The 14,317-nt window shown below is 64.7% G+C and carries 14 protein-coding genes; 7 read left to right on the plus strand and 7 right to left on the minus strand.

From position 1 onward, the window contains the following. Positions 1-5 precede the first annotated feature (5 nt). The 3 genes from mtrB to HNP02_RS28220 all read right to left on the minus strand — a co-directional run bounded on the left by mtrB (position 6) and on the right by HNP02_RS28220 (position 3,031). On the minus strand, positions 6-1,655 hold the full coding sequence (mtrB, locus tag HNP02_RS28210; RefSeq protein ID WP_184443922.1) for an MtrAB system histidine kinase MtrB: 1,650 nt from the start codon (positions 1,653-1,655) through the stop codon (positions 6-8). Further along, complete coding sequence (gene mtrA, locus HNP02_RS28215; RefSeq protein ID WP_184443923.1) at positions 1,652-2,338, minus strand: two-component system response regulator MtrA; 687 nt, start codon at positions 2,336-2,338, stop codon at positions 1,652-1,654. The genes mtrB and mtrA overlap by 4 nt, the downstream gene beginning before the upstream one ends. Before the next feature lie 63 nt (positions 2,339-2,401). Beyond that, entirely contained in the window at positions 2,402-3,031 is a 630-nt protein-coding gene (locus HNP02_RS28220; protein WP_184443924.1) for a dTMP kinase, read from the minus strand. Between the two features lie 88 nt (positions 3,032-3,119). On the opposite strand from HNP02_RS28220, the gene HNP02_RS28225 reads away from it, so the two are divergent. The 5 genes from HNP02_RS28225 to HNP02_RS28245 are packed head-to-tail and all read left to right on the plus strand — an operon-like array spanning position 3,120 to position 8,624. Next, positions 3,120-3,884: a WXG100 family type VII secretion target gene (locus tag HNP02_RS28225; RefSeq protein WP_184443925.1), complete on the plus strand. Its 765-nt coding sequence runs from the start codon at positions 3,120-3,122 to the stop codon at positions 3,882-3,884. Next, positions 3,881-4,171 carry a WXG100 family type VII secretion target gene (locus HNP02_RS28230; RefSeq protein ID WP_184443926.1) on the plus strand — a complete coding sequence of 97 codons (291 nt, stop codon included), beginning with the start codon at positions 3,881-3,883 and terminating at the stop codon, positions 4,169-4,171. Before HNP02_RS28225 ends, HNP02_RS28230 begins: the two co-directional genes overlap by 4 nt. Then, a complete protein-coding gene (locus tag HNP02_RS28235; protein WP_184443927.1) occupies positions 4,159-7,179 on the plus strand; it encodes a PE domain-containing protein in 3,021 nt (1,006 codons plus the stop codon). Before HNP02_RS28230 ends, HNP02_RS28235 begins: the two co-directional genes overlap by 13 nt. 1 nt (position 7,180) lies before the next feature. After that, positions 7,181-7,510 (plus strand): hypothetical protein, encoded by a 330-nt coding sequence (locus tag HNP02_RS28240; protein WP_184443928.1) that lies wholly within the window; start codon positions 7,181-7,183, stop codon positions 7,508-7,510. Between the two features lie 28 nt (positions 7,511-7,538). Then, positions 7,539-8,624 carry a hypothetical protein gene (locus tag HNP02_RS28245; RefSeq protein WP_184443929.1) on the plus strand — a complete coding sequence of 362 codons (1,086 nt, stop codon included), beginning with the start codon at positions 7,539-7,541 and terminating at the stop codon, positions 8,622-8,624. A gap of 138 nt (positions 8,625-8,762) precedes the next feature. Here HNP02_RS28245 and HNP02_RS28250 read toward each other — a convergent pair whose 3' ends face one another. Further along, positions 8,763-9,146, minus strand: coding sequence for a hypothetical protein (locus tag HNP02_RS28250; RefSeq protein ID WP_184443930.1), 384 nt, complete (start codon positions 9,144-9,146; stop codon positions 8,763-8,765). Between the two features lie 252 nt (positions 9,147-9,398). Here HNP02_RS28250 and HNP02_RS28255 point away from each other — a divergent pair, with 252 nt between their 5' ends. Both HNP02_RS28255 and HNP02_RS28260 read left to right on the plus strand, forming a co-directional pair. Beyond that, positions 9,399-9,692 carry a hypothetical protein gene (locus tag HNP02_RS28255; RefSeq protein ID WP_184443931.1) on the plus strand — a complete coding sequence of 98 codons (294 nt, stop codon included), beginning with the start codon at positions 9,399-9,401 and terminating at the stop codon, positions 9,690-9,692. 72 nt (positions 9,693-9,764) lie between these two features. Continuing rightward, the gene (locus tag HNP02_RS28260; protein ID WP_184443932.1) at positions 9,765-10,334 is read left to right on the plus strand and encodes a hypothetical protein; all 570 of its coding nucleotides are present in this window, start codon (positions 9,765-9,767) and stop codon (positions 10,332-10,334) included. 465 nt (positions 10,335-10,799) lie between these two features. Here HNP02_RS28260 and HNP02_RS28265 read toward each other — a convergent pair whose 3' ends face one another. From HNP02_RS28265 to HNP02_RS28275, 3 genes are all read right to left on the minus strand, one after another. Beyond that, entirely contained in the window at positions 10,800-11,837 is a 1,038-nt protein-coding gene (locus tag HNP02_RS28265) for a tetratricopeptide repeat protein (RefSeq protein WP_184443933.1), read from the minus strand. Positions 11,838-12,093: 256 nt separating this feature from the next. After that, a complete protein-coding gene (gene ahcY / locus HNP02_RS28270; RefSeq protein WP_184443934.1) occupies positions 12,094-13,554 on the minus strand; it encodes an adenosylhomocysteinase in 1,461 nt (486 codons plus the stop codon). 108 nt (positions 13,555-13,662) lie between these two features. Next, positions 13,663-14,310: a TetR family transcriptional regulator gene (locus HNP02_RS28275; RefSeq protein ID WP_184443935.1), complete on the minus strand. Its 648-nt coding sequence runs from the start codon at positions 14,308-14,310 to the stop codon at positions 13,663-13,665. Positions 14,311-14,317 lie beyond the last annotated feature (7 nt).

Raw genomic sequence — 14,317 nt, forward strand, 5'->3', positions numbered from 1 at the left:
GCGTCTCACGCCCGATCCCCCGCCGGTTCACGATTCTGCGGCGCGCGGCGCGGCGGCCGGTCCGGCCCAATGGGCTTGAGGGGCAACGGACTGGTCGTCACCTTGTGGCCACGCACCAGCGGAAGGGTGAGCCGGAAGGACGCGCCCTTGCCCGGCTCACCCCAAGCCTCCAGCCGACCCTGGTGCAGCCGGGCGTCCTCGATGCTGATCGCCAGGCCGAGACCGGTGCCGCCGGAGCGCCGCACGCGCGACGGGTCGGACCGCCAGAACCGGCTGAAGACGAGCTTCTCTTCACCGGGACGCAGACCGACGCCGTAGTCGCGCACCGTGACCGCGACGGTGTCCTCGTCGGCCACCATCCGGATCCGCACCGGTTTGCCCTCGGCGTGGTCGATGGCGTTGGCGATGAGGTTGCGCAGAATCCGTTCCACCCGACGCTGATCGACCTCGGCGATCACCTCCGTCGCAGGCATGTCGACGATCAAGTCCACTGCGGCGTCGTTCGCGAGATGACCGACGTTGTCGAGTGCACTCTCCACCACGGTCCGCAGATCCTCCGACTCGACCGACAATTCGGCGACGCCTGCGTCGTGGCGGGAGATCTCCAGCAGGTCGTTGAGCAGCGTCTCGAACCGGTCCAGTTCGCTGACCATCAACTCGGTGGACCGCCGCAGTGCAGGCTCGAGGTCCTCGCTGTGGTCATAGATCAGGTCGGCGGCCATCCGGACCGTCGTCAATGGGGTGCGCAGCTCGTGGCTGACGTCGGAAGTGAAGCGGCGCTGCAGATTTCCGAACTCCTCGAGTTGGGTGATCTGCCGCGACAAGCTCTCGGCCATGTCGTTGAACGACACCGCAAGGCGCGCCATGTCGTCCTCGCCGCGCACCGGCATCCGCTCGGTGAGGTGGCCTTCGGCGAACCGTTCGGCGATCCGCGACGCCGACCGCACCGGGAGCACGATCTGGCGTGCCACCAACAGGGCGATGGCGGCCAGCAGGCCGAGCAACACCAAACCGCCGGTGAGGATGGTGCCGCGCATCAGCGCGATGGTGCTCTGCTCGTTGTGCAACGGGAAGATCAGGTACAGCTCGAGGTTGGTCACCGACGACGACGTCGGGCTGCCGACGATCAGCGCGGGCCCGGAGAAGCCGTCGGTCCGCACCGTCGCGTACTGGTAACTGACCTGCCCGGCCTTGACGAAGTCCCGCAAGGTGTTGGGCACCTGGTCGACGGGGCCCGCCGCGGTCGCGGCCCGCGGGCCGTCGCCAGGTACCACCAGCACGGCGTCGAATGCGCCTGCCAGCCCGGCACCGGAATCCGCCTTGCGGTCGATCAGGGTGTTGCGGGCCAACTGCAGACTGCTGTCCAGCGAGCGGGTCTCCTCACCGCCGACGATCCCGCTCACCGTGTTGCGGGCACGCTCGATCTCCTCGGTCGCCGCACGGACCTTGACCTCGAGCGTGCGGTCGGTGATCTGACTCGTCAGCACGAAGCCCAGGACGAGGATCACGGCCATGGACAGCCCGAGGGTCAACGTCACGACGCGCAGTTGCAGTGATCGACGCCATGCGAAGCCCAGCGCTCGACCCAACGCTCCGAGCCCGCGCAACATCGGCGCTGAGCGGCTGCGGATGCGCCGTCTCGAGCTCCAGATCACGGAGGTCCGGCCTTGTATCCCACTCCTCGAACGGTGAGCACCACCTGCGGGTTCTCCGGATCCTTCTCAACCTTGGCCCGCAGCCGCTGGACGTGCACATTCACCAAACGGGTGTCGGCTGGGTGTCGGTATCCCCAGACCTGTTCGAGCAGCACATCCCGAGTAAACACCTGCCGCGGTTTGCGCGCCAACGCCACCAAGAGGTCGAACTCCAGCGGCGTCAGCGAGATCTGCTCGTCCATCCGGGTGACCTTGTGGGCGGGCACGTCGATGTCGATGTCGGCGATCGAGAGCATCTCGGCGGGGCCGTCGTCGTTGCGACGCAGTCGTGCCCGCACCCGCGCGATGAGCTCCTTCTGCTTGAACGGCTTCATGACGTAGTCGTCGGCGCCCGATTCCAGACCCAACACGACGTCAACGGTGTCCGTCTTGGCGGTCAGCATGACGATGGGCACACCCGAGTCGGCGCGCAGCACGCGGCAGACGTCGATGCCATTCATGCCGGGCAACATCAGATCCAACAGCACCAGGTCGGGCCGCAGTTCGCGGACCGCGGTCAGGGCCTGGGTGCCGTCACCGATGACTGCGGTGTCGAAACCTTCCCCACGCAGCACGATCGTCAGCATCTCGGCGAGCGATGGGTCGTCATCGACGACTAGGATCCTTTGCCTCATGGTGTCCATGGTGTCACCGAATCGCGATAAACCCGGGATACCACACCGGGTGTTTTGCCCGCTGTGCCCAGTTCAGGGGGCCAGCGTCGACGCGAGATCGGCCGCGTCGACGTCCGGCCCGGCCACCACCCAGCGTCCACCCCACTGCGCAGCGGCCAAAGCGGCGTACGCCTCGTTGGTGCGGCGCTGGAGACCGTCGTCGCGTTCGTAGGCGTCGCGCGCCCGCTCGGCGTCGGCCTCGGCGCGACGCTGCGCACGTTGCGCGGCGAGTTCGGTCGGCACCGCCAGCAGCACCTGCCAGTCCGGGGCGGGGTTGCCAAGGCGGTCGAACTCCAGCTCGCGCACCCACGCCACGACCTCGCCGTCGACGCTCTGATGCAGCCTTGCGGCGCTGTAGGCGGCGTTGGACGCGACGTAGCGGTCGAGGATGACGACGTCGTGGTCGGCGCTGCGGCTCGCGATCTCGGCGTGCGCACCGGCGCGGTCCAACGCGAACAGCACTGCCATGGCGTACACCGACGACGACAGGTCGCCGTGGCCGCCGTGCAACGCCTCGGCGGCCAGGTCCGCGTGCACCGAGGCGCCGTACCGGGGGAAGGCAAGGGTGGCGACCGACTTGCCCGCGGATTCGAACGCCGAGCGCAGACCCTGCGTCAAGGTGTGCTTGCCCGCGCCGTCGACGCCCTCGATCGCAATGAGCACGAGCCGCAGCGTAACTGGTGCGTCCAGCCCCCCTCGAGCGCCGATAGGCTTTTGTGAGCTGTCCGTCTAGTGGCTGGAGGTCTGTCCGGTGGGACAGTCGGTTGAAGTCGTCGTATCGGAGTTGCACTCCGCATCCGCCCGTCTGGAGGGCGCCGCACAACGTCTGAAGGACGGGTTGGCGAGCGTCGACGACGAGACCACGCAGTTGCTGGGCTCCGGATGGAAGGGCGGGGCCGCGTCGGCCTACGGCCCGGCGTGGGAGGGCTGGCACAAGGGCGCAGACCAGGTCGTTCAGGCCTTGCAGCGGATGTCGGAGCTGTTGACGTTCGCAGGCAAGGAGTACGCCAAGACCGACGAGGCGGGCGCCGACGCACTCGGCTCGACGGTTCAGAGTTCGGGCGGGGCGACGGGCAGTGGTGGCAGCGTCGCTTCGGGTGGCCAGGGCGCTCCCGACATGGGGTTGGGCAGCGGTACCGGCGGCGGGAGCGCGGGCGGACAGTCCGCAGGTGCCGGGCAACAGGCGATGTCGTCGGTTTCGCAGCTCGGTCAAGCGGCCGCCGGGATGGCACAGCAGTCCGCGCAAGCGGTGACCGGGCTTGCCCAGCAGGCCGCGCAGCTGGCGATGGGGCTCGCTCAGCAGGCCGGGCAGGCGCACCCAGACAAGGGTGACGAAGCCGAGAAGGACGAGAAGCGCGAGGGCTCCGAGGAACATCGCGACGAGTCCGAGAAGCGTGACGGCGAACGGGACGGGGCCGCAGCACCTTCCGGTGAACAGTCGGTAGGAACCGCGCCGGTCGATCGCGGTGAAACGACACCACCGCCGAGCGACCAGGCAATCAAGAGGACGCGATGAGTGAACTGGTGGTCGATTTCGCTCAAATGCTGGCGGCCATCGATCGCATGCAGAAGTTCGAAAAGGACGTCACGGAGGTCCTCTCCGACGTTGACCACGCCATGGCCACATTGCGGGCGACGTGGCACGGGGACGCGTCAGACCAACAGGCGCAGGCGCAGCAGCAGTGGGATACGGGCGCCGAGCAGATGAAGACGTCACTCGACCAGTTGAAGAAGATCGCGCAGGCAGCGGAGAAGAACTACACGGACGCGGTCAAGAAGAACGGGGAGATGTGGGGGCAGTAACCGCGGATGGCCGGATCGAGGTCGATCCCGAGGTTCTGCTGCGGGCGGGCCAGAAGATGAGTTCGATCGGCGCGCAGCTTGACGCGCTGTCCGGTGCCCTCGGCGCGGCGTTGGGCAGTGGAATCGCTTCGGGCTGGGATCCAGCTGGGGCCCACTTCGGGTTGACCTACGGGGACGAGGCGCAGGCGTTCGCCAACACACTGGCCGAGGCGGCCAATCGCTTCAAGGGCACCGGCCGCTGCTTGGAGGCGACGGGCTACAACTACAAGAACGCCGACGCCGCGTCGACCATCGGCGGAGGCGGACCCAAGGGCTCCGTCGGTCCTGAGCCCAGTGAGACGAAGGCCGTGGACGCACCCACGGGGCCGAGCGGGGCGATCGTTCCCCCGCCGGCCAAGTGGGGTCTGATCCAAGGGTTGCTCAACGCGTTCCCGGGCATCGGGCCATTTGCGGGCGCGGTCATGACGTGGCCCACGGGCAATCCGTCTTTGATGCGTCTCACCGCAGCCCAATGGAAGAACTTCGCCACCGGGTTGTCTGCGTTCAACGACGACATACCGGCATTGAAAACCGCGCTGTCACAACAGCACATCCCCGAGCAGCGAAAAATCCAGGAGTGTCTCGGGGAGATCGGTGAGTACTTGCCGTCGCTGTCGGAACATGCGACGACCATCGCGACCAACACCGACGATTTCGCCAACGGAGTACAGAAGGCCCAAGACGCCATCCGCCGCCTCTTGGACCGGATTTCCCTCGACGGTCTATGGGACACGGTAACGGGGATCCTTACCGGCGAGGGTGACGACATCCTGCGCCAAGTCGCCAACGACGTCGGCACGGTCCTGGAGAACTTCCAGAACGAAGTCAAGGGAGTCGTCGGGCTACTCTCTGACCTCACCAAGGCCCTCGGTGAGTTGCTGGATGACTTCCAGAAGTGGGCACGGCCGGTTCTGATCGCCGCGTTCGGCGATGAACTGGGAAACACCCTCGCCGATGCCGTCATCGTCTACACCGACTTCCAGCTCGGTGTGGTCAATGGCCTGATTGGCACCGTGTCGGGTCTGGTGTTGCTGGCCGATGCCGACACTTGGAAGGGCATGGCCGAGATGGCCATGTCGGTGGCTGAAGATCCAACGAAGTTGGACGACGTGCTGCTGAACATGGGCAAGCAATTCATCGCCTACGACCAGTTGACCGGTGACCACCCAGGCAGGGGCGTCGGCGAGGCCGCGTTCAACATCGGCTCGCTCTTCGTCCCCGGCGGCGCGGCGACCAAGACGGGCTCGATTGCGAAGGGCCTGAGGTACGGCAGCAAGCTGCTCGAGGAGGGACGCCTCCCCCGAATCTCGGATCTGCCCGGTTTGGGCGGCGGCAAATCCCTTCCCAGCTTGGACAACCTGCCAGGGGCCGGGCCGGGCCACCCAGGGGTTCCGGAGTTCACGCCACCGCGAGTCCCCGACTCGCTCGTCAACCCTTCTACTCCGCACGCCCCCGAGGCACCGCACACCCCGCAGGGCCTCGGCGGCTCCGGCGGGCCACCCGGCGGGGGTCCGCCGGATCCTCCGGGTGGACGGCCCGTCGGTCCGCCCGACTCCGGGCCGGGTCGTGTCGACGGGCCCGCTCCGCAGTCGCCGTCGTCGGGTGCTGGTGAGCCGCCGCGTGTTTCGGAGCCGTCGGCCCCCAGCCCGACGCCTTCCGCTGGCGATGCGCCCGCACCTGCAACCCAGCACGCACCCGAATCACCAAGTCCTGCAAGCCCTCACGACACCGGCCAATCGCCATCGGAACCCGGGCCGTCTCCTGTCGATCACTCGTCGCCTGGGAATGGCATCACCGAGGCACGGGGTGACGGGAACTACGCGCCGAACGAGAGTCATCAGCCGGCTTCCGAGGGCTACGCCGGACGACCCGACGAAGGGCCGCACGCGCCGGCCGACCAGCAGCCTGCTCACACGCCTGCTGCCGAATCTCCCGGCGCGCACGAACGACCGTCTACGGATGGCGGCCAGCCGCGCGAACCATCGCACGCACCGGGTGACGCCGACGCCCGGCCTCATGAGCCGGCAGCAACGGCGCCCGCCCCGATGGCCGGAGGCGGTATGCCGATGGCGCCGCACGCCCCTGGCCCAGTTCACAGTCCGTCGGATGGTGGCCCGGCTAGGGCACAGACCCCAGAGCCCTCAGCACGTACGCCCGAATCCAAGGCGCCGCAAGGTGGTTCACCGGAGAGTCCGCGCACGCAGACGCCTGCCAGCGCCGGACCGGGTGCGGGAAACACGCCATCGGCACTGGTCGACCCACCCATGAAAGCCGCCCACGGCGCGCCGGGCGAACCAAGAGGTCACGGACCAGAGCCGTCCACTCCGCGACCGGCGAGCCACGGACCAAACGAACCGCAGGCACCCACGACACATGAGGCGCCTGTCGATTCGCCGTCTCAGAGCGCACCAGGATCCCCGGATTCAGGGGCGCCAGCGGATTTCGCAGAGTCCCATCCGCCCCTGCATCGGGACAATCCCCTTCCGGAGAAGCACATGCCTGCCCGTTTTGCACATGAAACCGACCCCAACCATCCACACAATCCGTTCCCTGGACAGAGTGTCGAGCGCTGGTCCCCGGAAAAACTCGAACAGCACCGTGTCGTCGTTGACGAACACGGACACATGCGCGATACCGACGGCACTCTCTTCGATACCACTGGCGCGACATCGCACTGGACGCCAGATGGTGGTCGGGCCATATTCATCATGGACCCGCATGGGAACATCTACGCATCTCTTGAACAAGAACGCGGCCGACTTCATCATTCAACTCTTTCAAGTGGAAATCCCGTGACCGGCGCCGGAGAACTATCCGTAGTCAATGGACGACTCGTCGAAGTAACGGGAAATTCCGGCCACTATATGCCAGGCCGTACCAATACCCAGAATATTCTTGATGAACTTGCTAGGCAGGGAATAGATATTCATTCGATTAACGTCGAATGGATCGCACCGGAAGGAACATGAGATGACCACAGAAGCGTGGCGAGGCGGGATAAATATGATCCTGTACGGGATGCTATTCAAAAAGGACCTCGATGAGGCCAATGCCGCGATCACTGCCGATGCCATCATCGAATATCGCTCTTTTGGTCAGGGGCCCAAATTTTTTCTGGATGCGATTCAGGGTGCACTTGTCACCAACACTCTCATCATGACTGATGAATGGGCAGAGCCCCCGCATGGCATGGACGAACTTCGACACTCCGAAGATGACATGCGCAGATTCCTAGCATTGATAGCCGAGAATTTGCGGAGGCGCCAACCATGGCCGCCTAAACCTGACACCGGGCGCTGAAGACCAAACCTTTGCCAGTAGGAAGGCGGTGACCATCACGATGTGGTGGCGCGGCACAGTCAGCCAGATACTCTATTGTTTGCAGTACGTCTCGATTCTGGATGGTCGAGCGGCATTCGAAATGTCTCGAGCGATCGTTGCGCATCGATGCCTCGAGAGCGGTCCGGAAGCCTATCTTGAGGCTATTGAGGCCGCACTTGCTCAAGGCGGATCCGTCCGCACAATCCCAACCCCGCATGCCGAAAACGACTTTCGATTGTTTTTATACGCGCTAGCCGCAGAACTGCGCAAAATTAATCCCTGGCCACCGCCACCTATAGTTGAACTGAAATTGGGCGACTGGGATCAACTGGTGGGAGTTACCCAGCCCATCGGCAGAATCGAGTTGCGACAGCTCGAAGTCAGTCAGCGCCTCGGATTCGAGTTCGGCGAAGCCCCGGGAACGCACCAACGTAGACTACTTCTCCATTTGGATTCCGGAATAGCCATAGGATTGTCGGCACCGCTCAACCTCAGCGACTCAGGAATCGTGGTGTTCGCCGGCGGCAATTTTGGAACATCACGCGTCGTCGAAGAGATTCACCGCGTTACCGCACTGGACCAAACTGATCTGACATTGTTCGCTCCGCCTAGCGACCGACCGGGCCTCGCGAAGCATCCGCTGCGGTCCCAACAACGAAGCCTCATGCCAGACCTAACATCTCAAGCGTCTGGCGTCGAACGGTGGTCACCTGATCAGCTAGCACGGCATCGCGCTGTGATCGACGAAGAGGGACGATTCAGAACAATTGATGGAGGCCGGTTGGACACCCGGATGGCAACGGCATCGTGGCGTCCGAATGCCGAGCTCGCTCTGTTCATCTTGGACCCGCACGGCAACTTCTATGTGTCCCTGCGACGGGTAGTCTCGCGAATCCACCATTCCACGCTGTCGGGAGGCGGCCCAGTAGCGGCCGCAGGCGAGCTCCGTGTTCGCGATGGGCACTTGTTGGGGCTCACCGACCACAGCGGCCACTACCCACCGACCCACTCGAGTAATCGGATTCTCATCGACGAACTACAGCATCAAGGAGTAACGACGGACGTGCTATTCGACTTCGCCGCATCGGAATAGCATGGATCGTGCGAATGCACCGACGATCGACAAAGCCTGACGTACGACTCTGACCGCTGGGCCGATTCGCGGCTGCCGATTGTGGAGGCTGCCGCGCCACCTTCTCCCCGGCCAAATGCGCCGAACGCCAAGTCCGTGTCACCGGCTCTCGGGTGGCACGTAGCCCGGCGTGAATCCCTTCTCTTGCACAACGAGATTCAGGGTGCCGAGGCTGAATTCCTCGATGTCGTCGAACGCGATGTCCGGCTTCAGATCGGTATGGAAGATGGGGTGCCCATCCACGTCGTACCCGCCATAGCCCTTGTCGCCGTACTCATCCACGTACTTCTCGATGCCCAGAGCGTTGACCACCTTGCGCGCATAGCCTTCGCCACCACCTGACCAGACCATGATGCGGGTGTTCTTCATACTCGACAGGGTGATCAACAGCGTTCGGATTCGCTCATTCGCGACGTAAGAATCGGTGATGGTGTTGTCACGAAGCGTTCCATCAATGTCGAAAGCGATGGTGATCGTCTTCATTGGATTGCAGCCCCCGGGTCGGTATCGCCTCAGCCATGGCCAGCCTGTTGCTTCAGGATCCTATCGGGTGAGAGCAAGTAGTCTGCGCACCAACACCACTCCTGCGAAGAGCCGCAGAGTTCTGATGTTGAGTATTTGCCGTTGTCGCAGAATCGATTTGGGCGTCCAGCCTGGAACCTCCAACATGGCCTCAAATTGGCGCAGAGCCCTCGTCGAGCGCGCGATATTCTCGAGTGATGACGGGGCTTCGGCGTGGACGATTCTGAACTCAGTAGGGCGGTCGTCGAGGCGATCGGTCATACCGCCATGCCCCATGTAGACGAACAGCGGCTCCTTGACATCTACGGACCTGGGCCTGGTGCACAAGTGGCCGCCGAGGTTGTCGCGCTCGTGCGGGAGGCGAATGCCATGCCGATCGAGTGGGGCGACATGACGTTGGTGCAGGGCGTGAACGACATCATGGCGCGGTTTCGCACACTGCATCCCGGTCTGACGGTGGATGCACTCCGCGAGATCGGCCGATGCGTCGGCTGGAACTGGCGCTGATCCGCCCGGAAATGGAAACCACGGAACAGGCGCCGGCATTTCTAGCGCAGATGTCGCCGATGGGACGAACTAGTGCTCCCTTCTGACATCGCCGATGTGCTCCGCGCTCGGATGCGCAAAGGACAAGGACTGTCGGTTCCCTACGCCCGCAAATGGGCGGTCGGCGGTTGCGAACCGATCCAAAGTTTGAGGAGTTACCCCTACGACGGCCTGCTGTTGCTCGGCACGGGTCTGTCGGAACTGCGTCACGCGGTGGTTGCTTACCCCGACGGGTTGGTCATCGACGGTGGCCTGGAAACGATATGGGTGGCGGCCAACCGGAGCATGCGTGGTGACGGACCTCCGGACGGCTACCTCGTCGGGACGGGTGGGGACCAAAACGCGCGATACGTCGGTGATACCGCAGAGATCGTGATCCAGATCGTGCGCGGAATGCCGGAAGCCGCGCCAGCACTACCGGCTGTGGCCGGCCTTCAAGTCGGGTTTCCCGGCCTGGAGAACACCACGAAAACCTACGTTGGAAGCTGGCAGTGGGGGGTGCATGGCGAAGCAACTGATGATGAGTTCGTGCGACGTGCCGCGAACGCGACACTGACTGCGATCGAAGCGAAGAAGGAGCGAGATGCCGGACACCGTGGCTGACGCAATCGCGCACCGCGCCGGGAATCACATACCGCGGCATGTCCGGCCCTCCGCCAAATGGGTCGTTCGCCGCCTCGGCTGTTCTTTCCACATCAACCGATCCGCGAATCGCCAGCGAGAACTTCACGGCGGAACGCGTTGCAGCATTAGTCACGATCAGGGGCCGATCCATCGCACCGCTGTCGCGTCACCCTGACGAGTTGGAAGTTGCAATCTCCCAGGAACACTCCTAATACCGGCTGGTTCGGTAGCTGTCGCAGAACTCACCAATCCAGTTGTGCTGCTTGCTGAAACAGGCTGGGTACCGGGATTGCCAGAGAACAGCGGGCAGTTGAAGCAGGCAGTTATCGAGCGAATCACCCAGGCACTGGGCGAGCCGCCCGCACCGATTCACTCCTCTGAGCGATTCACACCACCGCACCGCTAACTACGGCGGGTGGACCAGGCAGCGGTCGTCGCTGCAGATCACCACAGCCGCTCGCCGGTAATCGCGCCGACCATCGCGACGACGGGTACCGAGAGCAGCAGGAACGACGCCGCCACCCCCGGCACCGTCAACGCCCCGGCGACGGCCGTCAGCGCACCCAACACCACGGCGGCGAGCAACTGCAGGATCCTGACGGCGAGGATCTGTCGTTGCCGCAGAACGGATGTGAGCATCGGACCTGGCACATTGCGCAGCACCGGGATCGACATCGCCACCAGCAGTACCGCCCCCACACCGGCGACCACCCGCGGGATGACCGTCGCTCCGTCGTCACGCATGTTGTACGTCGCGACCACCGCGATCGTCACGATCAACACCAGCCACGCCGAGCGCCGCAGCACGCCGGTGAGCACCACCCCGACGTTCCGACGCACCACATCGCCGAACCTCGGGTCGAGCCGTTCGGCAACGACGAAGCCGCGGACTGCGCTCCATCGCCTGCGGCGCTGGTACTCGAGCGTCGCCAGGTTGTGAACGACGCTGGCGTCCATGGGATTCAGCTGCAGCGCATGCCGATAATCGGCCTCGGCCGCATCGACCTCACCGAGGGCGACCCGGATGTCGCCCCGGAGGTTAAAGGCATCGGCGTCGTTTGGGTTCAGCCGAAGCGCCTCGTTGATGGCCGTCATCGCCTCGACCGGGCGGCCCGCGTCAGAAAGCATGCGCGCGTAGGTGTGGTGGGCCAAATTACTCTGAGGATGCGCCGTTGCCGTCTGCCACGCCATCGTGAGCGCTTCGGGAATCCGGCCCTGCAGTTCGAGCGCATGACTGTAAACGCGCATCGCGTACTCGTCCTCCGGCGCAACCGAGAGCGCCGCGTGCGCGCTGCTCGCGGCCGCCACATAGTCGGACTGCCCCAGCTTCACGCGGGCGTAGACCGTCAGCAGACGCGGGTGGTTCGGGTGGGCGCCCAGCGCCGTCCCGACGACTGACTCGGCACCCCGGAAATCGCCTGCTGCCATGTAGCTTTCAGCGGCGCGGACGACCGCGTCGATATCGTCGAACGCCGCGATCATCGATACTGCGTGCGTCGGTGTTGATCTCGATCGTCCGACATTTCCCGAATCGGCCTCTCCATCTCGAACTCCCCCGGTTCGATCCTAAACCGGGCCAACACGGGTACCGGGCACGAATCGTGCGTAATTATCCAGGGAGCCCCACCGCCTCGCTCCGTTGTGAGCAGCTCACCGCAAACGCCGAAACTGCGGACAGATCGCACCTTTCGGCGTTGTGGCGATCTGCCCGCAGTCTCGATGCGGTGCTGGGTGGTCCTCAGTAGCGGTAGTGCTCGGGCTTGTACGGGCCGTCGACGTCGACGTTGATGTACTCGGCCTGCTCCTTGGTGAGCCGCGTCAGCGATCCACCGAGGGCCTCGACGTGGATCTTGGCGACCTTCTCGTCGAGGTGCTTGGCCAGGCGGTAGACCTCGTTGTCGTACTCGTCGTTCTTGGTCCACAGCTCGATCTGCGCGATCACCTGGTTGGAGAAGCTGTTGCTCATCACGAACGACGGGTGCCCGGTCGCGTTGCCGAGGTTCAGCAGACGCCCCTCGGACAACACGATGATGGAATGTCCGTCCTCGAAGACGAATTCGTCGACCTGCGGCTTGATGTTGATCCGACGAATCTTGGGATCCTTCTCCAAACGCGCCATCTCGATCTCGTCGTCGAAGTGCCCGATGTTGCCCAGGATCGCCTGGTGCTTCATCGCCTTCATGTGCTCGAGGGTGATGATGCCCTGGTTGCCGGTCGCGGTGATGACGATGTCGGCCCAGCCGATGGCCTGCTCGACCGTCTTGACCTCGAAACCGTCCATCAGCGCCTGCAGCGCGTTGATCGGATCGATCTCGGTCACCGCGACACGCGCACCCTGCGCCTTGAGCGCCTCGGCGCAGCCCTTGCCGACGTCGCCGTAGCCGCAGACCAGAGCGGCCTTGCCGCCGATCAGGACATCGGTGCCGCGGTTGATGCCGTCGATCAGCGAGTGCCGGGTGCCGTACTTGTTGTCGAACTTGCTCTTGGTCACCGAGTCGTTGACGTTGATCGCGGGGAACGCCAGCTCGCCGGCAGCGGCGAACTGGTAGAGCCGCAGCACACCGGTGGTGGTCTCTTCGGTGACGCCCTGGACGGACTCGGCGATCTTGGTCCACTTGGTCTTGTCGGTCTCGAAGCGCGCCCGGACCAGCGCCAGGAACACCTTCCACTCGTCGGAGTCGTCGTCCTCGGTGGGAGGCACGACGCCGGCCTTCTCGTACTGCGCGCCACGCAACACCAGCATGGTGGCGTCACCGCCATCGTCGAGGATCATGTTCGCCGGCTCACCCGGCCAGGTGAGCATCTGCTCGGCGGCCCACCAGTAGTCCTCGAGGCTTTCGCCCTTCCACGCGAACACCGGGACGCCCTTGGGCTCCTCGACTGTGCCGTGCGGGCCGACGACCGTCGCGGCGGCGGCGTGGTCCTGGGTGGAGAAGATGTTGCACGACGCCCAGCGCACCTCGGCACCGAGTGAAACGAGCGTCTCGATGAGCACCGCGGTCTGGATGGTCATGTGCAGCGACCCGGAGACGCGCGCGCCCTTGAGCGGCAGCACGTCGGCGTACTCGCGACGCAGCGTCATCAGACCTGGCATCTCGTGCTCGGCCAGCCGGATCTCCTTGCGGCCGAACTCGGCCAGCGACAGATCCGCAACCTTGAAGTCGATGCCGTTGCGGACATCCGCCTTCAGCTCAGTCATGTAGAGCCCCTATTCATTCGTAATTTGTTGCCCGTGAGCGCACAGGTTTGCGCCGGCGACACCCTCAGCCTGCGGGCTCGCGGGACAGGCGCTCAGGCGCTCTGACAGCTAGGGGGTATCCACAACACCGTAGCGTTCGGCGAACGGCGTCATCAATCGGGCCAGATCTCGGGCTACGTCGTGGTCGGCTTCTGGCGGCATGGAGACATAACTCATCGCCAGCCGCACGATGGCCCTGGCCAGCACTCCGGCGTCCTCTTCGCTGGCGCGCACCCAGCTCGACGTCAGCGTCGTCGTCAGGCGCTGCGAGCACCTGGAGATGATCGGCGCACTGTCCGTGGTGATGATCTGCAGCAGGTCGGGCTTGGCACCGCCGGTCAGCAGCGAGATGACGAGCGGATCGGACGCCGACTCCACGAAGAAGGCGCGGAACCCGTCCAGGAAGGCCTGGTAGATGTTGCCGACGTTGCCCTCGATGGCCTCGGCGACGGCGTCGACCAGCCGGTCGGCCAATCGCAGCGCGTACCCCTCGGCGAGGCCCTGGCGCGATCCGAACTCGTTGTAGATGGTCTGCCTGCTGATGCCTGCCGCCCTTGCGACGTCCGACAGCGTGATCGACGACCAGTCCCGGGTCACCAGCATGTCCCGCATGCCATCGAGGATCGAGTGACGCAGCAGGACCCGCGACGCCTCGGCGAACGGGACCCGTTGCGCCGACCCGCCCCCGGTCGGGGCGCCTCTGATTGGCTCCGGCATACGGGCG

The organism is Mycobacterium sp. AZCC_0083, assembly GCF_014202335.1.
Taxonomy (GTDB): Bacteria; Actinomycetota; Actinomycetes; order Mycobacteriales; family Mycobacteriaceae; genus Mycobacterium.